The organism is Meridianimarinicoccus marinus (assembly GCF_040689105.1).
GTDB lineage: Bacteria > Pseudomonadota > Alphaproteobacteria > Rhodobacterales > Rhodobacteraceae > Meridianimarinicoccus > Meridianimarinicoccus marinus.
In genome coordinates, this window is record NZ_JBFBVU010000023.1 from 22799 (window position 1) to 40965 (window position 18167).

The 18167-nt window shown below is 65.0% G+C and carries 14 protein-coding genes; 8 read left to right on the top strand and 6 right to left on the bottom strand.

The features are described from left to right. The first annotated feature begins 225 nt into the window (after nucleotides 1-225). Nucleotides 226-795: a hypothetical protein gene (locus AB0T83_RS15440; protein ID WP_366194115.1), complete on the top strand. Its 570-nt coding sequence runs from the start codon at nucleotides 226-228 to the stop codon at nucleotides 793-795. A 342-nt stretch (nucleotides 796-1137) separates the two neighbouring features. On the opposite strand, the gene AB0T83_RS15445 is transcribed toward AB0T83_RS15440, so the two are convergent. Then, the gene (locus tag AB0T83_RS15445) at nucleotides 1138-1344 is read right to left on the bottom strand and encodes a cold-shock protein (RefSeq protein WP_366194116.1); all 207 of its coding nucleotides are present in this window, start codon (nucleotides 1342-1344) and stop codon (nucleotides 1138-1140) included. 240 nt (nucleotides 1345-1584) lie between these two features. Here AB0T83_RS15445 and AB0T83_RS15450 point away from each other — a divergent pair, with 240 nt between their 5' ends. After that, nucleotides 1585-2364 carry an alpha/beta fold hydrolase gene (locus AB0T83_RS15450; protein ID WP_366194117.1) on the top strand — a complete coding sequence of 260 codons (780 nt, stop codon included), beginning with the start codon at nucleotides 1585-1587 and terminating at the stop codon, nucleotides 2362-2364. Here the strand turns inward: AB0T83_RS15450 and AB0T83_RS15455 are convergent. From AB0T83_RS15455 to AB0T83_RS15465, 3 genes are all read right to left on the bottom strand, one after another. Then, nucleotides 2352-3368 carry an SDR family NAD(P)-dependent oxidoreductase gene (locus AB0T83_RS15455; protein ID WP_366194118.1) on the bottom strand — a complete coding sequence of 339 codons (1017 nt, stop codon included), beginning with the start codon at nucleotides 3366-3368 and terminating at the stop codon, nucleotides 2352-2354. The two genes, AB0T83_RS15450 and AB0T83_RS15455, sit on opposite strands and share 13 nt — an antisense overlap. Continuing rightward, a complete protein-coding gene (gene galE / locus AB0T83_RS15460; RefSeq protein ID WP_366194119.1) occupies nucleotides 3365-4348 on the bottom strand; it encodes a UDP-glucose 4-epimerase GalE in 984 nt (327 codons plus the stop codon). Before galE ends, AB0T83_RS15455 begins: the two co-directional genes overlap by 4 nt. A 486-nt stretch (nucleotides 4349-4834) precedes the next feature. Beyond that, nucleotides 4835-5899 (bottom strand): replication initiator protein A, encoded by a 1065-nt coding sequence (locus AB0T83_RS15465; RefSeq protein WP_366194120.1) that lies wholly within the window; start codon nucleotides 5897-5899, stop codon nucleotides 4835-4837. A gap of 400 nt (nucleotides 5900-6299) precedes the next feature. Between AB0T83_RS15465 and AB0T83_RS15470 the strand changes: the two genes are divergently transcribed. After that, complete coding sequence (locus tag AB0T83_RS15470; protein ID WP_366194121.1) at nucleotides 6300-7754, top strand: AAA family ATPase; 1455 nt, start codon at nucleotides 6300-6302, stop codon at nucleotides 7752-7754. Beyond that, nucleotides 7755-8786 (top strand): ParB N-terminal domain-containing protein, encoded by a 1032-nt coding sequence (locus AB0T83_RS15475; RefSeq protein WP_366194122.1) that lies wholly within the window; start codon nucleotides 7755-7757, stop codon nucleotides 8784-8786. 275 nt (nucleotides 8787-9061) lie between these two features. On the opposite strand, the gene AB0T83_RS15480 is transcribed toward AB0T83_RS15475, so the two are convergent. Beyond that, nucleotides 9062-10303 (bottom strand): glycosyltransferase family 4 protein, encoded by a 1242-nt coding sequence (locus AB0T83_RS15480; protein ID WP_366194123.1) that lies wholly within the window; start codon nucleotides 10301-10303, stop codon nucleotides 9062-9064. A gap of 45 nt (nucleotides 10304-10348) precedes the next feature. Beyond that, entirely contained in the window at nucleotides 10349-11617 is a 1269-nt protein-coding gene (locus tag AB0T83_RS15485; protein ID WP_366194124.1) for a nucleotide sugar dehydrogenase, read from the bottom strand. A 214-nt stretch (nucleotides 11618-11831) separates the two neighbouring features. Between AB0T83_RS15485 and AB0T83_RS15490 the strand changes: the two genes are divergently transcribed. The 4 genes from AB0T83_RS15490 to AB0T83_RS15505 all read left to right on the top strand — a co-directional run bounded on the left by AB0T83_RS15490 (nucleotide 11832) and on the right by AB0T83_RS15505 (nucleotide 18149). Then, on the top strand, nucleotides 11832-12347 hold the full coding sequence (locus AB0T83_RS15490) for an acyltransferase (protein ID WP_366194125.1): 516 nt from the start codon (nucleotides 11832-11834) through the stop codon (nucleotides 12345-12347). 321 nt (nucleotides 12348-12668) lie between these two features. Beyond that, nucleotides 12669-14411, top strand: coding sequence for a right-handed parallel beta-helix repeat-containing protein (locus tag AB0T83_RS15495; RefSeq protein WP_366194126.1), 1743 nt, complete (start codon nucleotides 12669-12671; stop codon nucleotides 14409-14411). 180 nt (nucleotides 14412-14591) lie between these two features. Next, nucleotides 14592-16253, top strand: a complete 1662-nt coding sequence (locus AB0T83_RS15500; protein WP_366194127.1) for a right-handed parallel beta-helix repeat-containing protein — start codon at nucleotides 14592-14594, stop codon at nucleotides 16251-16253. 162 nt (nucleotides 16254-16415) lie between these two features. Further along, the gene (locus AB0T83_RS15505) at nucleotides 16416-18149 is read left to right on the top strand and encodes a right-handed parallel beta-helix repeat-containing protein (RefSeq protein ID WP_366194128.1); all 1734 of its coding nucleotides are present in this window, start codon (nucleotides 16416-16418) and stop codon (nucleotides 18147-18149) included. Nucleotides 18150-18167: the final 18 nt, after the last annotated feature.

An 18167-nucleotide genomic window follows, 5' to 3' on the forward strand; every position in this document is an offset into this window, starting at 1 on the left:
TTTCGCGCGCGAAACAGCAAGGGGTGCGTTGTGGATCGGGGCAACATTCAGCGTGATGACTTCCACCACCCCAAGGCCTGCTGAAAGCCAGAGCGCCCTTTCGCCAAGGCGAAGTGAGCGACTGCTCCAACGGGAAATTTATATAAAAATTTATATAAATAGCCTTGAAAGCTATATAGTTTTTACCCATATATTACCTACAACACTAGAAGGAAGGTATGAACTATGAGCACGGTTATTGTTATTCTGACCAGCAAGACACGAGACGACGTGATCGCCCTTGGTGGAACAGCCTGGTGGAAGATCGCGGCGGCGAAGGCGCGAAGTGCAAAACATGTTCTGTTGGTACACAACGCCCATGACAAACGGCGACCAGGCGACCCAAGCCGCCACGGTCAATCCTTTATGATCGCCACAATCCGAGATCTGAAACAGGACGACGACGGACGGTACCTCATCCAGTTCGACGAGTTCGCTGATACCAGTGATACTTTCGACTGGCCCGGATACCGCAACCCTGTGACATACATGAATGCGGATGACGTGCTGGGTCAGATCGAAATCGGAACATGGGAAACCATGCCGGACGTGCCTTTTGAAACCGCGCAAGAAATTCGACGGGGCGATGAGGCATCTTCCGCGCCAGCACTGGAACAGGAACAAAGGCCGGGGCCGGGATCCCAACCTTCAGTCACCCGTACCTTTGGTCAGATCCTGGATAAACATCGAGACTTGGTAGCCCAGGAACTTGGCATCGAGTCGAGCCAGGTTCGTATCACCATCGAAATGGGCTGAATCCGACGCGGTTGGCTTATTGAGCGAAACAATCGGGGCGCGTCCGAGGAGTAGCTGATTGACCCAGCCGAGTGGACTTTCATACATCTTTGCAGGGAATGGCAGCCTTGGCAGTGCCCCGATGAAACCACAGCCTCCCTTGATCAGAGATGCCTACGAACAGATCAGCGCGTCGCAGCCCCCCTCCGGCGGCAAGGCCTTGGCTCCAGACCGCTCAAGGGCTTCCGTTACATGGCGCCCGTCGAGACCGCCCTGTCCACCGCACCGGAATGCAAAAGCGGGCGCATCGTTTCCGATACGCCCGCTCAAAACTGTCAGCTTCACCCCCTCAGGGGCACAGCCTTACACCAGCGCGAGGTTGGCGGCGCTTTCGCGACCGTCGCGGCCAGCTTCGACATCGAAGGTGACCTTCTGGTCGTCATTCAGGCCGGTCAGGCCGGCGCGCTCAACTGCAGAGATGTGCACGAAGATATCGCGGCCGCCATCTTCAGGGGCGATAAATCCGAAACCTTTGGTGGAATTGAACCATTTTACGGTGCCTTTGGCCATCGTAGTTCTCCTTGTTTCCTGCCCGCGACATGCGGCAGGTCGGCTATGTCAGTGCTAGATCGGGACACTGAGCCGTAAGGAGCAGATTCGTCGATAGAGATAACGTAACCCCGCCCTCGTAGGGCCTTGCGCCACAGCAAGCAAGCTTTATTTCCCCCGGCCCCGGGTCCGCGGGGGCCCAACTTGTTTGAAGCTGCCGCCTTGCCCTAGACTCCGCCCACGGAACGCCAGGAGAACGGGATGGTTGACGCAGCATCGGAACGACCGGATCAGGCCGTGGACACGCGCGCCACCGTTCTCTGCATTGCGGGCTTCGGCGACAACGCGCGCATGTTCGAAGGTCTGGCAGACACCCCTATCGCCAGGGACTATCGCCTGCGGCCCGTCAACCTTCCCGGATTCGGGGCGCCACCGCTCCGGGGGGAAACCACCCTGGACGCCCTTGCCCGGTTTGTGGCCGACCAGGCGACAGAACATGGGGCCAAAATCATCCTGGCCCATTCGGTTGCGTCGATCATCGCGTCGCTGGCCGCCGCGAAACCCGGCTGCCCGCTCACGACCATCCTGTCGCTGGAGGGAAATCTCACGGCAGAAGATGCCTATTTCTCGGGAACCGCCGCCGACCATGAGGATCCGGCATCATTCCGGACAGCGTTTCTCGATCGGCTGGACCAGATGTCGACGACGGACCCGATCATGCGCCGGTACCGGCAGGCCGTTTCAGACGCCGATCCGGTGGCACTCTGGCAGCTTGGCGCTGACGCCCGGCGTTTCTCGGCCCAGCATGTGCCCGGCGCGGTTTTGCAGGACGCCGCACAGGCGATCTATCTCTACAATCCCGAAAACTGCCCGCAAACCACCCTCGGATGGCTTGCGGAGAACCCGATGGATCGGATCGTTCTCGACGGCGCCAGCCATTGGGCAAGTGTCGATCAGCCCGAGAGGCTTGCCAACGGGATTGCCCGGGCGTTGCGCGTCACCGCAAGGCGGCCCCTGCCCGGCCCGCCTCAGACCTTGTAGTAGTCCCGGTACCAGTCCACGAAACGCTGCATGCCCTCGCGCATGTCGGTCTTCGGCGCATAGCCGGTCAGCCGTTTCAGCAGGCTGGCCTCGGCCCAGGTGGCGGGCACGTCGCCGGGCTGCATCTCCATGAAGTTGCAGATGGCCTTCTGTCCCAGCGCGTCTTCCAGCGCGCCGATGAAATCCATCAGCCGGACCTGTTCGGAATTGCCGATGTTGACCACCCGCCAGGGTGCCACCGGGCTCAGGCTGTCGCCCGGCGCGATGTCCTCGGGGGCGGCGGGGCGCACCGGTTTGGCGTCGATCAGCAACTCGATGCCGCGCACCAGGTCTTCCACATAGGTGAAGTCGCGCCACATCTCGCCGTTGTTGTAGACGTCGATGGGGTCGCCGTTCAGGATCGACCTGGTGAACTTGAAATAGGCCATGTCGGGCCGGCCCCAGGGGCCATAGACGGTGAAGAACCGAAACAGGGTGATCGGCAGCCCGTGGATATGCGCCCAGGCATGGGCCATCGCCTCATCGGCCTTCTTGGTGGCCGCATAGAAGGACATCTGGGTGTCGACCTTGTCGGTCTCGGCATAGGGCATCTTGGTGTTGGCGCCATAGACCGAGCTGGTCGAGGCCATCAGCAGGTGATCGACCTTGTGTTCCAGCGCCAGCGCCATGACGTTGAAGCTGCCGGTGATGTTGGTCTCCAGATAGGCGCGCGGGTTCTCGATGGAATAGCGCACGCCCGCCTGGGCGGCGAGATGGACGATCACCTCGGGCCGGGCCTGGGCGCCGGCGCGTTCCAGCGCGCCCATGTCCTCCAGCCGCCCGATGATCGGGGTGAAGCCGGGGTGCCGGGCCAGCCGGGCATGGCGGGCCTCCTTGAGGGCGACGTCGTAATAGTCGCTCAGGGCGTCATAGCCGGTGACCTGCCAGCCCGCCGCCAGCAGCCGCTCGCACAGGTGGGAGCCGATGAAACCGGCCGAACCGGTGATCAGGGCGCGTCGTGTCATGTCGTGTATCCTGCTCTCTGGTGCCATCGCCAGGCATCGCCGATCATCTGCTCGGGCGTCGAATGCACCGGCGCCCAGCCCAGTTCGGCGCGCGCCAGATGCGAGCCGCAGACCAGGCTGGCCGGGTCGCCCGGACGGCGCGGGGCGATGTCATGGGGCACTTTTTCGCCGGTGACCGCTTCCGCCGCCTCGATGATCTCGCGCACGGTCATGCCGCGCCCGGTGCCCAGGCACAGCAGCGGCACGCGGGTGTCGCGGTCCAGGTAATCGATGGCCGCCACATGGGCGTTCACCAGGTCCAGCACATGCACATAGTCGCGCACGCAGGTGCCGTCACGGGTCGGGTAGTCGTCGCCGAAGACCTTCAGCGCGCTGCGGCTGCCGCGGATGGCCTGGATCACCAGCGGGATCAGATGGGTCTCGGGCTGGTGATGCTCGCCCACTTGTGCCGCCGGGTCGGCCCCGGCCACGTTGAAGTACCGGAAGGTCAGGGCGCGCAGACCATAGGCCTTCACATAGCCCGCCAGCATCATCTCGACCGCGGCCTTGGTGGCACCATAGGGCGACATCGGGTTCAGCGGCGAGGTCTCGTCGATCTCCACCCCGTCCAGATCGCCATTGACCGCACAGGTCGAGGAAAACACCAGCTTGCGGGTGTCCGTGGCCACCATGGCGTCGAACAGCGCCTTGGCCGAACGGAAGTTGTTGTCCCAATAGCCCGCCGGATCGCGCACCGAGGCGCCGACCTCGATCAGGGCTGCGAAATGCAGAACCGCCTCGGGCTTTACGTCGCTCAGGGCGGCCTCGATGGCTTTGCTGTCGCGCAGGTCGCCCGCGATCTTCGGGCCGAATTGCACCGCGTCGTGCCAGCCGGTGTGGAAATTGTCGAAGGTGACGGGCTCATGCCCCGCCGCCACCAGCGCCTTGCAGGCGTGGCTGCCAATATACCCGCCGCCGCCGGTCACCAGAATACGCGCCATCTGCCTGCCTCTTCGTCTTGCCTGCCTTCGGGGTAGCGAGGGCTTGCGAGGGGCGCAAGGGGGCGCTGCCCCCTCCGGGCCTGCCGGCCCGTTCACCCCCGGAGTATTTGGGACAAGAAAAAGAATGAGCGCCGCCTTGCAAATGGTGAGGTGGATCAGAAAAGGCGCCAGTGGCGCGTTTTCCCGCCGAACGGGGATCGATTGAGGCGCGAACGGGCGGAGCCCCAGCCGCCTCGCAAATGGTGAGACGGAAAAGACAAGGCTCCGAGGGGCGCGCAGGTCAGATGTTTCGCGCGCGAAACATCCCGTGCGCGACCGAAAGACGCCCAAGTCGCATTCTCGGCATGCAAGCCTTTTTCTTGGAACAAATACTCCCGCCGGAGGCTCCCGAAGCGGCCAGAGGCGGAGGCCCTACAGACAGGGAACAACCTGAACCAGAGGCGCGTTTCGCATTTAGCCTATTTCGATGCGCGTTTCGCGATCTGCTTATTTCGATGCGCGTTTCGCGCAATAGGCCACGAAGGCGCGCGCCGGGCTGCGCAGGCGGGGGCGGCCGGTGGTCACCCAGTAGCGGCGCCAGTCGGCCTCCAGCGCGTAGACATCCCAGCCCGGCGCCACGGCGCGGGCTTCCTCCAGCGCCTCGGCGGGCAGCGCCGGGCCGTCGCCGGGGTCGATGACGGCGGCGCGCGGGGTGATGCGCACCAGGTCGCCCTCGATCACCTCCAGGCTGTAGTCGGGCAGCAGGTCGGCGGCGGCCATGTCGCGGATCATCTTGCGGAACACCCGCAGCGGCGAGGCCGAGCCCGATTTGGCGCAGAGCACCGCCATGGAGATCTGCCAGCGCGGCTGCCGCCCGCAATGCTTGCGGGCCAGCTCGTAGACCCGCCGCTCCAGCGGCTTGCGCAGGGTGAAGTAGTCGCGGCTGAGGGTCAGCACCGATTTCGACAGCACCGCGCGATAGAGCCAGTCCGACAGCGTCACCGAGACCGAGACCATCCGCCCCGTGCGGGTGCGGCGCACGATCTCCCAGCTTTCCAGCAGGCCGAAGCCGGCGGTGGTGGTGATCTCGGCGGTGGGGATGTTGGTGATGATGCGGGTGCCCGACAGTCGCTCGAAGGCGTCGCGCAGGCGGCGGTAGCTGTCGCCCGAGGTCTCGCGGTTGGTGGCCAGCAGCAGGTCGTGGGCGGTCAGCTCCAGCGTCCGCGCCGTGGGCCGGCCGGCGTTCAGCGCCGCCACCAGCTGGCTGATGCAATAGATCAGCACGTCCTTGTCGTGGATCGTGGCCAGCCCTTTCACCGAGGGGGTGATCTGCACCGAGATGCCCTTGTGCTCATAGCCCAGCACCCGCCGGTCGGGGCGCGTCGACAGCGAGAACACCGGGTGCTCCATCGTCGCCATGTCATCCTTGGGGATGGCGGCCACGATATCGCACACGAAGAAATCCCCCAGGGCCGGCGCCGGGGGCGGGCCGAAGGCGGCGGTCGGCGCGGGGCCGGGTTCTTCGGATACGGAAGCCGGCCCCCGGGACGGGGGCGGGGCGGGTCTGGACATCGTTTTACTGCTCGTGACGGATTCGTCGTTTTATTTACGCCCAGAGTAGAAAGACCCCCGGGGCGGCTCAAGCGGAAGGGGCGCGGATCTTCGGGGGTCTGGAGTCGGCGGATCGGGGGTTCAGAGTCGGTCTTTCGTGGTTCCAGAGTCGCTACGGCCTGAAAAAGGGTGGAATCGTCCTTTGATCTCAGAAGCTTGGCGAAATCCACAGGATGCCGTAACAGATATCTAACACATATTCTAACAGACCCTGCGGCACCCGCGCCCCAAAGGCCGCTCGGGCACCTGATGGCAAGCCTCTGATTTTTCATAGAAAACCATATGGGATGCGCATTTTCCTTTGATATGCCGGGTTTTATGGTAGTCTGGCGAAAACAACGCATGTCGAGCAGGACATTCCATGAGCAGTACCCCGGCGGATCCGCCGTATTTCAACATCTCTCCGGATGCGGCGCTGGCCGATCTGGGCGATCCCGTGGACACCACCGGCTTTGCCGAGGCCGCCGAAATGGCCTCGCGCGGACGCGCCGACCTGATGTCGCGGGGGCTGAACCCGGATGGCGCGAAGCGGCTGCGGCGGTTCTCGACCTGGGAAATCACCAAGTATCTGATCCCCGTCGCCACCCCGCATTTCCGCCGGGTGCTGAAGGCCAACCCGCATCTGCCCCAGGGCGCCTCGGAAACCGAGGGCGGGGCCAAGTGGTTCACCCTCGACGAGGTGCTGCGCCTGCGCGCCCATTTCGCCGCCGAAGGCTCCAAGACCAAGGAATACCTGCCCTACCGGCCCAAGGGGCTGCCGGCCAAGGTGGTGGCGGTGGCCAACTTCAAGGGCGGTGTCGGCAAGACCTCGACGGCGGCGCATCTGGCGATGTCGGCGGCGCTGGACGGCTACCGGGTGCTGGTGCTGGACCTGGACAGCCAGGGCTCGATGACCTCGATCTTCGGCGGCCAGGTGGCGGATGAATGGCAGACGGTCTTCCCGCTGCTGGCGCGCGATTACGCCGAAAGCCTGCAGGCCGAGAACCGCGCCCGCATGGGCCGGGGCGAGGCGCCGCTGCCGCTGGACGATCTGCTGGCCGAGGCGCTGAAGGTTTCGGCCCGCGATCTGGCGCAGAAGACCCATTGGCCGAACATCGACCTGATCGGGGCGCAGCTGAACCTCTATTGGGCCGAGTTCCAGGTGCCGGTCTGGCGCATGGGGCTGAAGGGCTGGAAGCTGTGGGACGCGCTGCTGAACCGGCTGGAGACCGACGGCATGCTGGAGGCCTATGACGTGGTGATCCTCGATACCCCCCCGGCGCTGGGGTATCTGACGATCAACGCGCTGGCGGCCTCGGACATCCTGCTGGTGCCGCTGGGAGCGTCGTTTCTGGAGTTCGACAGCACGGGGCGGTTCTTCGACATGCTGCACGCCACCTTCAGTTCCATCGAGGAGGGCGAGAACCTGGCCGCCCGGGCCCTTGGCACGCCCGAGCTGCGCTTCGAATGGGACGCGGTGCGGGCGGTGGTGACGCGTTTCGATGCGGCCCAGCAGATGGAGATGGCCAACTTGATGCAGGCCTATATCACCCCCTACATGTCGCCTTACCGGCAGGATTTCACCGCGCTGGTGGGGCAGGCCGGCGAGCAGGTGAACGGCATCTACGAGGCCGATTACCGCGACTTCAACCGCGAGACCTACATGCGCGGGCGCGAGACCTTCGACGAGACCTATGCCGCCTTCAAGCGGCTGCTGATCGGCGCCTGGAGGCGGGATGAGCTGGCCGGAGCGTCCCAGGCAACGGACGGTGGGGCAGGGATGTCTTCACCTTCCCTGCGCCATCCTGACCCCCGCCCCAGAAGAGGAGCCGCGTAAATGGCCCGCCGTCGCCTGACCCCCGCCCAGCCCGGCTATCTTGCCCCGGCCCAGAGCCGCCCCGCGCCGGCCCCCGCGGCCACGCCGCGTGCCGTGGCCCCCATCGCCCAGGTCTCGGGCCAATCCGCCGAGGCCGCCGCCCTGCGCGAGATCACCGAAAGCCTGCAGGCCGCCCGCGACGAGGGCCGGATGATCGTCGAGGTGCCGCTGGCCGACATCGCCCAGGGCCATCTGGTGCGGGACCGGATCAGCCTGGACGGGGATGAGATCGCGGCGCTGAAGGCCTCGATCGCCGCCCATGGCCAGCGCACCCCGGCCGAGATCACGCCGCTGCCCGAGCCCGCGGCCGGCGAGGCCACGCCGCCCTATCGCTTCGGCCTGATTTCGGGCTGGCGCCGCCTGCGGGCGCTGAGCGAGCTGTACGAAGACACCGGCGAGGCGCGGTACTCCACCCTGCGCGCCCTGATCCGCCCGCCGGAAGAGGCCGCCGACAGCTATGTCGCCATGGTCGAGGAAAACGAGATCCGGGTCGGGCTGAGCTATTACGAACGCGCCCGCGTGGTGGCCGAGGCCGCCGCGCGCGGGGTGTTCCCGGACCAGTCGGCAGCCCTGCGTTGCCTGTTTGCCACCGCCAGCCGGGCCAAGCGGTCGAAGATCGGCAGCTTCATCGACATTCACGAGGCGCTTGGCGATCTGCTGAACTATCCCGCCGAGATCCCCGAACGGCTGGGGCTGGCGCTGGTGTCGCGCCTGCGGCTGGGCGACCGCAACGCCATCCGCGCCGCCCTGACCCGGGCGCGCCCGGCCAATGCGGCCGCCGAACTGGCGCTGCTGGAGAAACTGGCGCAACCGCCGAAGACGGATGTTTCGCGCGCGAAACACTCCGGCGAGGTGCTGCGCGACGGGCTGCGCTTTGCCTCGGACCGCAAGGGTCAGAAGATCACCCTGACCCTCAGCGGTCCCGGCGTGGATGACGCGCTGCTGGACCGGCTGCGCCAGGCGATCCGGGCGGCGGAGGGCGGCCAGGGCTGACACCTCCGGCGGGCGTATTTTCGCCAAAGAGAGAGTGCCGGGCATTTCCCCCGCATGCCGATGTTTCGCGCGCGAAACATCCGTCTTCGCCGATCGGCCAGGGCTCCGCCCGTTCGCGCCTCAATCGATCCCCGTTCGGCGGGAAAACGCGCCACTGGCGCCTTTTCTGATCTGCCGCCCCGTTTCCGAGACGGCGCTCATTCTTTTTCTTGTCCCAAATACTCCGGGGGTGAACGGGCCGGCAGGCCCGGAGGGGGCAGCGCCCCCTTGCACCCTCAGCGGCTGGCGGCGCGCTGGTAGGCGGCGATCAGCGTGTCGACCTGGTAGTCCCAGCTCAGTTCCGTCTCGACCCGGTCGCGGCCGATGCGGCCCATTTCGGCGGCGCGCTCGGGATCGTCGATCAGCGACAGGATCTTGTCGGCCATGTCGGTGGTGTCGTTGGGCGCGGCATAGAGCGAGGCGTCCTGCGCGCTGTAGCGGCCCTCGGTCACCTCGAACTGCACGATGGGTTTGGAAAACGCCATGTATTCGAGGATCTTGTTCATGGTCGATTTGTCGTTCATCGGGTTCACCCGGTCCGGGTTCACGCAGACATCGGCGGACGACAGCACCTCGAACAGTTCCGCATCCGGGGCGCGGCCGGTGAAGGTCACATGGTCGGCCAGCCCCAGCTTCTGCGCCAGCGCCTTGAGGTCCTCCAGCGCCGGGCCGCCGCCCACCAGCACGAATTGCACGTCGCGGCCGCGGTCGAAGACGATCTCGCGCGCCGCTTCCAGCAGCAGGTCGATGCCCTCCTGGTCGCCCATCACGCCGACATAGCCGACCATGGCGGCGCGGCCGTTCTTCCAGGCCGGGTTGGGCGGCATCACATGCAGCCGGTTCAGGTCGGGGCCCGAGCGGACCACGAAGATGTCTTCGGATTTCTTGCCGCCGCGCTCCATCGCGATCTGGCGGTAGGACTGGTTGGTCGAGATCACCACGCCGGCGGACCAGAAGTTCAGCTTCTCGAACAGCACCATCAGCTTCCAGAAGAAGCCGCGCTTGTTGAACTTGGCTTCATAGAGCTCGGGATTGATGTCGTGATGGTCGAAGATGTACTTCTTGCCCAGCAGCTTGAACGGCCAGGCCACCAGGAAGATCAGGTCCGGCGGGTTGCAGCCCTGCAGCGTGTCGAAGCCGTGCTTGCGCAGGATCTTCCACGCCAGCCGGGTTTCGTGGAACAGCGCGGCGCCGTATTCCAGCAGGTAGCCCGAGGCGCCCTTGGCATCCAGCGGCAGCTTGTGGCGGTAGATATGGACGCCGTCCAGTTCCTCATACCGGGCTTCATAGCCCTTGCCGGTGGGACAGATCACGCAGACCTGCGCGCCCGCCGCCGTCAGGGTCCGGCATTCGTGCCAGACCCGGCGGTCGAAGGGCAGGGGCAGGTTTTCCACGATGATCAGGACCTTGCGTCCTGCCAGGGGCTTGTCGACCCGGACGGCTTCCATCCGGGGCATTTCGGTAAACTGACCGTCCATCACACACTCCATTCCGTCACTGATCGCCCCCCGGGTTCAGGCTGCTCAGGGCAAACGGCCCAGGTCGCGCAGGTCCGTTGCTTCGGGCAGATCCAGATCCTGCACCGTAGCATTGGTGCCGATCACACGCGCATAGGCTGTACCCTCTGCGGTGGGCTTGTCCACCAGCAATGCCTCGATTCTGGGCAGCTTCGAGAAGGCATAGCCCAGATTCGTTCCCATCAGCTTTTCGGAATCGACGCCCGGATCATAGATATCCAGGTCGAACCCCGAGGCCAGCAGCTTGCGCGCCAGGTCGACATTGGGGCTTTCGCGCAGATCGTCGGTGCCGGCCTTGAACGCCAGACCCGCCAGCAGCACCCTGGCGCCCGGTTCCAGCCCCTCCACCGCGTATTCGTACATGCGATGCTTGTGGGCCTCGTTCGAGCGGATCAGGCTTTCCACCAGCGGCATGTTCGAGCCGCTGTCGACGCCGATATATTGCAGGGCGCGCACGTCCTTGGGCAGGCAGGAGCCGCCGAAGGCGCCGCCCGGACGGGTGTAATAGGCCGAGATGTTCAGCTTGGTGTCGGATTTGAAGATCTCGTGCACCGTGGAGGCCTTGATCCCGAGGTTCAGGCAGACCCGGCCGATCTCGTTGGCATAGGCCACCTTCACCGCGTGCCAGGTGTTGTCCACGAACTTGGTGAACTCGGCCTCGCGGTAGCCGACCTGGAAGGTCGGCGCGGTGATGTTGCGGTTCAGCTCTTCCATCTGCGGGTTGGGCTGGCCGTCGGCGGTGCCGATGACGATCTTGGGCGGTTCGAAGTAATCCTTCACCGCCGAGCTTTCGCGCAGGAATTCGGGGTTGTAGACCAGTGCCACCGCCGCATCGGTCTTCTCGCCCAGCACCGCCTTGAAGATCGGGTGGATCAACTCCTCGACCGAGCCGGGGCGGATGGTCGAACGGTAGGCGACGGTCAGCGGCCTGGCGCGGCCCGGATCCAGCGCCTGGGCGATCTGATGCGAGACATCGGCGATGAACCCCATGTTGTGCGAGCCGTCCGCCGCCGAGGGGGTGCCGACGCAGACGATGGCCAGGTCGGCGTCATCCAGATGGCCGTTGATGCCGGTATCGGCGGTGATCCGGCCCTTGGCCAGCCCGTCCTTGAGCATCTCTTCGACGCCCGGCTCCAGGATCGGCGGGATGCCGTTGCGGATGGCCTGCACCTTCTTCAGGCTGACATCGATGCCTGTAACCTCGTGCCCTTCGCTGGCGATGCAGCAGGCGGCGGTGAACCCCACATAGCCCAGCCCGAAAATGACGACCTTCATGAACACTCGTTCCTTCACGCAAAGATAACCAGATACGGGGCATTGCCTATCAGACTGTGAGCGCTGACGCGACGGGGCAGGCGCAGGACACGCAGCGGTAATATGGCGCGGTCCGGCTCTGGACAGAAAACCGCGCGGCTCGCTACTGTCCGGCGCACCACCCGCCGCCGTCGCCCGGCCCGAAACGGGTGTGACATGAAAAGAGGTTCTGAGGATGAGTGATGTGCGTACCGCCCCCCAGGGGGACTACAAGAAGGCCCGGCGCACCGGGCTGAACCGGCTGGCCGGGGTGCGGCACCTGATCGTCGAGGCCTACCGCTGGTACTATACCCGCGTCTGGGGCATGGACATTCATCCCTCGGCGCAGTTTTCGCTGTCGGCCAAGTTCGACCGCACCTATCCCAAAGGGGTGCATGTGGGGAAGAATTCCTATGTCGCCTTCGAAAGCCGCCTGCTGTGCCATGACCGCACCCGCGGGCTGTACCTGCACACCCGCATCGGCGAGAACTGCTTCATCGGCGGCCGCAGCCTGATCCTGCCCGGGGTCGAGATCGGCGACAATTGCGTGGTCGGCGCGGGCTCGGTGGTGACCAAATCGGTGCCGCCGCGCTGCGTGGTCGCCGGCAACCCGGCCAGGATCCTGCAGGAAGGCATCGAGGTCGGCGCCTATGGCCGCTTCGCCAGCGCCGATGAGACCGAAAGCAAGCTGGTGGAGCAGGGGCTGGTCTGAGCCCCGCGCCTGCCCTTGCGGAACATCGTTCCGGAAAACCCCGTTCTGACGAAAAATCGGGCACCGGCCCCGGTCTGTGTGCGGCGTTGGTAATGCTGCGCGCAACCTTACCGTGCGTCACCGGCATATTCCGCCGGAACGAAAGCAAAATTCCGCTCAGAACCCAGGGTTAACCGGGGGGCGGGGTCGCGTCGCGGCGACGATCGGGGCATATCCACCCCGAGGAAGAATTATTCACCAAGAGCACATTTCCATCGCCTGCGAAGCCTTTGGATTCGCAGGAGGGAGATGTGTTGTCGCGTAACGAGAGGACGACTTGCCATGGCCACACATGTGGTAACCACCGCCGCCCAGCTTCACGCCGCCTTTGCCCGCGCCGCCGACGGCGACCGGATCGAACTGGCAGGCGGAAATTATTCCGCCGTCAACCTGCAGGGACGGGATTTCGCCCAGGGGCTGACCATCACCTCGGCCGACCCCAACGACCGCGCGGTGCTGGCCACCTCGCTGGAGATCCAGAACTGCAGCGGCGTCACCGTCGAGGGGCTGGATGTGGATGCCGCCGGCATGGCGCCGAACTTCAGCTGGAACCGGGTGCAGATCCGCTCCAGTTCCGACATCACCCTGCGCGACATGCTGATCGACGGCTATATTCCCGGCCCCGGCGATGGCGCGGTGGATCCCACGACCGCCGCCGCGACCCGCAACAGCATTCTCGACGGCATGGGCTATGAGAACGGGCTGCTGCTGCGCAACACCCAGGGCGTGGTGATCGAGGACGTCGAGATCGCCAACCTGCGCGTGGCCCTGCGCCTGAACGGCACCCAGGACACCACCATCACCGGGATGGAGCTGCGCGACTGCCGCGAGGGGGTGAATTTCAACGATGCCACCGACCTGCTGATCGCCGACAGCTATTTCCACGATCTCAAGCCCTGGTACGACCCGGACGGCACCTCGGGCGATCACCCGGATTTCATCCAGTTCTGGGGCGTGAACTCGACCACCGGAGTGAACGGGATCACCATTCAGGACAACATCTTCTACCAGCCCGAGGGATCGCGCGCGCAGACCATCTTCGGCCATCTGAAGAAGGCGCCCGCCGGGGTCACCGCCAGCGATTTCACCATCACCGGCAACACCATCATCAACGGCTCGGCCAATGCCATCAAGCTGGCCCATACCACCGACGTGGAGATCTCGAACAACATCCTGCTGCCCAATTCCGACACGCTGCATTACAGCAATTTCCCGCGGATCTCGTTGAATGGCGTGGACAATGTGCAGATCACCGGCAACACCCTGCTGCCGCGCCACAACGGCGATATCCTGAACCTGGACGCGGGGGCGATGGCGGCCCAGAACGTCACCGAAAGCGGCAATACCCTGCTGTCGGAAAACCCGGCCTCGCCGAATTACTGGGGCACGCTCTATGACCAGATCATCGCCACCCTGCCGTCCGGCGGGGGCTGGACCGGCGGCGGTACAGGCGGTGGCGGCACCGGCGGCGGCACGGGCGGCGGCACCGTCACCCCGCCGGCCTCGAACTATCCCATCGACCCCGACACGATCTTCGACAACGCGGTGCGCGTGAACGGCACCAACGGCAACGACAAGCTGACCGACCGCAACCTGGCGCCGGATGTGGTCGGCCATCTGCGCGGGTTGAACGGCAAGGACAAGCTGACCGACACCGGCGGCCATGACATCCTGGAGGGCGGCAAGGGCGCCGACCATTTCCTGTTCGATTTCCGCAAGTCCACGGGCGAGGACACCTATGACCTGGTGATGGATCTGACCTTCCGCGACGGCGATGTCCTGCGCCTGATGACCGACCAGGCGGGCAACTTCACCGACGCCCTGGATCCGGGCAACCGGATGCATGTGTCGCCGGGCGGCCACAGCGTGACCCTGGACAGCCTGGCCGATCTGACCGAGCTGCTGCTGGCGCCCGAAGTCAGCGTCACCGCCAATGGCGACGGCTCGGGCGTGGTGCTGGCGCTGCAGGACGATGGCACCCATTACATCGAACTGCTGGGCATCCAGCTGAGCGACCTGGGCTGACGGCCCCCCGAAATCCGGGGATCGGGCGGTGCGCCGCCCGATCCCGAACCGCACCGGGAACACAACCTGTGCGAGTCGTCTCAAATCGTCTATTACTCCTATGCGTGTACGGGCAGCATCCGGTTCCGGAAGAGAATCGGCTGTGGGGCGCCGATCTCGTACAACTGGGGGCATTGCATCATGACGACTTTTCAGGTGACGACGGCGGCCGGGCTTGTGGCCGCCTTCCAGAGTGCGGCCGATGGCGACCGCATCGAACTGGCCGCGGGCGACTACAGCGCCGTGGTTCTGAAGAACCGGGCCTTCGCCCAGGACATCACCATCGCCTCGGCGGATCCCAACGCCCGCGCGGTGCTGACCGAGACGCTGCTGATCCGCGCCGCCAGCGGCATCACCATCGAAGGCATCGACCTGGAGGCCGCCAGCCTGGCCCCGACCCGCAACACCAGCCGGGTGCAGTTGCGCGACAGCGCCGACATCACCCTGCGCGACATGACCCTGACCGGCCATCTGCCCGACGCCACCGAGGGCACCGATCCCGACAGCGCCGCGGCCACCCGCAACATCCCGCTGACCGGCTATGGCTATGAATTCGGCCTGCTGGTGCGCGACACCGACGGCGTGGTGATCGAGGATGTGGAGATCACCGACGTGCGCACCGCCCTGCGCCTGAACGGGGCGGCGGATGTCACCGTCAGCGGGCTGGAGCTGCATCACACCCGCGAGGGGGTGAACCTGAGCGATGTCAGCAACCTGGTGATCGAGAACAGCTATTTCCATGACCTGACGCCCTGGCGCGACCCGGACGGCAATACCGGCGACCACCCGGATTTCATCCAGTACTGGGGCACCAATTCGGCCACCGGCCTGCAGGGTCTCACCATCCGCGACAACATCTTCTACCAGCCCGAGGGCGCGCGGTCGCAGTCGATCTTCGGCCATCTGGACGGGGCGCCCGCCGGGGTGACCTCCAGCGATTTCACCATCACCGGCAACACCATCATCAACGGCTCGCCCAACGCGATCTCGATCTATGACACCGCCAACGTGGTGATCTCCGACAACATCGTGCTGCCCAACGGCGAGGATCTGACCCATACCGAATACCCCAGGATCATCCTGTCGGATGTGGATGGGGCGGTGGTGACCGGCAACACGCTGGTGCCCTATTGGAACGGCAGCGTGCTGAACCTGGACGCGGCGGAAATGGCGGCGATGAATGTCACCGAAAGCGGCAACACCCTGCTGTCGCTGGACCCGGCGGCGCCGGATTACTGGAAGATCCTGCACGACCAGCTGCTGGCCACGCTGCCCGGCCAGCCGGGGCCGCCCGACACCGGCGTGCCCGGCGATGCGGTGGTGCTGGCGGGCACGACCGACAACGACGTGCTGACCGACCGGGCCACCGACCAGGGCCAGGTCACCCATATCCAGGGGCTGGAGGGCAACGACAAGATCACCGACACCGGCGGCGACGACTGGCTGGAAGGCGGGCTGGGCGCCGACCGCTTCATCTTCGACAACCGCAAGAGCGGCGATGCGGCCTCGGCCGATGTGGTGATGGACCTGGATTTCGCCGCCGGCGACACGCTGCGCTTCCTGACCAGCCTGGCGGGCAGTTTCTCCGATGCCCTGGATCCGTCCAACACCCTGAACGTCAACAGCAACGGCACCAGCGTGACGCTGAACAGCCTGGCCGACCTGGTGGAACTCCAGGCCGGGGCCAGCGTCGCCATCGCCGCCAATGCCGACGACAGCGGCGTGGTGCTGACGGTGCACGACGCGGCCGATCACGAGGTCGAACTGCTGGGCATCCTGATGAGCGATCTGGGTCTGGCCTGAGCGGCAGGGCCCGCGATCACTTTTTCGCGGTGGTCCGGGTCACAAAACGCCCTATACGTGTATAAGGGACAGAGAATTTTTTAACCGTATACGTGTTCCGGCGGTTTTCGACCCGGCGGCGGGGCCTGTTTCCGGTGCGGTTTGTTGAAGGGGTGTAGTGCCATGGCGACTTTCGTGGTGACCGATACGGTCGAACTGGACGCGGCGTTTCAGGCCGCGGCCGACGGGGATCGGATCGAACTGGCGGGCGGCGATTACGCCGCCGCGGTCAACCTGGCGGGGCGGGATTTCGCCACCGGCCTGACCATCGCCTCGGCGGATCCCAACGCTCGCGCGGTGCTGACGGAATCCCTGCAGATCGAGAATTGCAGCGGCATCACCTTCGAGGGCATCGACGTGAAGGCCGCGACCCTGGCGCCGAACTACAGCTGGAGCCGGGTGGAACTGCGCAACAGCAGCGGCATCACCCTGCGCGACATGACGATCGAGGGCCATGTTCCCGACGCCATCGAGGGCACCGATCCCGACAGCGTCGCGGCGACGCGGGATATTCCCCTGACCGGCTATGGCTATGAATTCGGCGTGCTGGCGCGGAATGTGGACGGGCTGGTCCTGGAGGGCGTCGAACTGGCCGACCTGCGCGTCGGGCTGCGCCTGAACGGCGTCACCGATGTGACCATCGACGATCTGGACCTGCATCACACCCGCGAGGGGGTGAATTTCAACGATGTCACCAACATGGTGATCCAGAACAGCTATTTCCACGACCTGAACCCCTGGTACGATCCCGATGGCAAATTTGGCGATCATCCGGACATGATCCAGTACTGGGGGGTGAACTCCACCACCGGCGTGCATGGCATCACCGTGCGCGACAGTTTCTTCTACCAGCCGGAAGGGGCGCGGTCGCAATCGATCTTCGGCCATCTCAACAAGGCCCAGGCCGGGGTCACCGCCAGCGATTTCCTGATCACCGGCAACACCATCATCAATGCCTCGGCCAATGCCATCAAGATCTCGGATGTCATGAACATGGAGATCTCGAACAACATCCTGCTGCCCAATGCCGAGGATCTGACCTACAGCGACTATCCGCGGATCTCGCTGCTGAACGTGGACAACGTGCAGATCACCGGCAACACCCTGCTGCCGCGCAACAACGGCAAGATCCTGAACCTGAACGCCACCGAGATGGCGGCGATGAATGTCACTGAAAGCGGCAACACCCTGCTGTCGCCGACCCCGACGGATGTGGATTACTGGAAGCACACCTATGATCAGGTGATCACGACCCTGCCCTATATCTATTCCGATCCCGGCACGGGAACCGGCGGCGGTACCGGCACGGGCGGTGGCGGGGGGACGGACCCCAGCGATCCCACCGGCGGCGGCGGCGGTCTTGTGGATGTCATCATGATCACCGGCACCGCGGCGAATGACGATCTGACGGACCGGGCCTACAGCCATGACGCGGTGAACCATTTCCAGGGCCTGGACGGGAAGGACAAGCTGACCGACACCGGCGGCGACGACATCCTGGAAGGCGGCCTGGGGGCGGATTTCTTCATCTTCGACAACCGCAAGAACAGCGACGAGGTCTCGCACGACCTGGTGATGGATCTGAATTTCAATGCAGGCGACCGGCTGCGCATCATGAACAACCAGCCCGGCAGCTACAGCGACGATCTGGATCCGGCCAACAACATGATCGTGTCGCCGAACGGCTCCAGCGTCACCCTGCGCAGCCTGGCCGACCTGGTGGAACTGCAGGCCGGGGCCACGGTCGATATCGCCGCCAATGCCGCCGACACCGGGGTGGTGCTGACGATCCATGACGAGGTGGACAAGACCATCGAACTGCAGGGCATCCTGATGAGCGACCTGGGCCTGGGCTGAGGCCGGGAGCAGGGCGGG

What these genes read in the sequence shown, in the direction of transcription:
- AB0T83_RS15500 (WP_366194127.1), top strand. Translation starts at nt 14,592, where the DNA reads ATGACGACTTTTCAGGTGACGACGGCGGCCGGGCTTGTGGCCGCCTTC.
- AB0T83_RS15485 (WP_366194124.1), bottom strand. Translation starts at nt 11,617, where the DNA reads ATGAAGGTCGTCATTTTCGGGCTGGGCTATGTGGGGTTCACCGCCGCC.
- galE (WP_366194119.1), bottom strand. Translation starts at nt 4,348, where the DNA reads ATGGCGCGTATTCTGGTGACCGGCGGCGGCGGGTATATTGGCAGCCAC.
- AB0T83_RS15490 (WP_366194125.1), top strand. Translation starts at nt 11,832, where the DNA reads ATGAGTGATGTGCGTACCGCCCCCCAGGGGGACTACAAGAAGGCCCGG.
- AB0T83_RS15505 (WP_366194128.1), top strand. Translation starts at nt 16,416, where the DNA reads ATGGCGACTTTCGTGGTGACCGATACGGTCGAACTGGACGCGGCGTTT.
- AB0T83_RS15445 (WP_366194116.1), bottom strand. Translation starts at nt 1,344, where the DNA reads ATGGCCAAAGGCACCGTAAAATGGTTCAATTCCACCAAAGGTTTCGGA.
- AB0T83_RS15470 (WP_366194121.1), top strand. Translation starts at nt 6,300, where the DNA reads ATGAGCAGTACCCCGGCGGATCCGCCGTATTTCAACATCTCTCCGGAT.
- AB0T83_RS15480 (WP_366194123.1), bottom strand. Translation starts at nt 10,303, where the DNA reads ATGGACGGTCAGTTTACCGAAATGCCCCGGATGGAAGCCGTCCGGGTC.
- AB0T83_RS15450 (WP_366194117.1), top strand. Translation starts at nt 1,585, where the DNA reads ATGGTTGACGCAGCATCGGAACGACCGGATCAGGCCGTGGACACGCGC.
- AB0T83_RS15440 (WP_366194115.1), top strand. Translation starts at nt 226, where the DNA reads ATGAGCACGGTTATTGTTATTCTGACCAGCAAGACACGAGACGACGTG.
- AB0T83_RS15475 (WP_366194122.1), top strand. Translation starts at nt 7,755, where the DNA reads ATGGCCCGCCGTCGCCTGACCCCCGCCCAGCCCGGCTATCTTGCCCCG.
- AB0T83_RS15455 (WP_366194118.1), bottom strand. Translation starts at nt 3,368, where the DNA reads ATGACACGACGCGCCCTGATCACCGGTTCGGCCGGTTTCATCGGCTCC.
- AB0T83_RS15465 (WP_366194120.1), bottom strand. Translation starts at nt 5,899, where the DNA reads ATGTCCAGACCCGCCCCGCCCCCGTCCCGGGGGCCGGCTTCCGTATCC.
- AB0T83_RS15495 (WP_366194126.1), top strand. Translation starts at nt 12,669, where the DNA reads ATGGCCACACATGTGGTAACCACCGCCGCCCAGCTTCACGCCGCCTTT.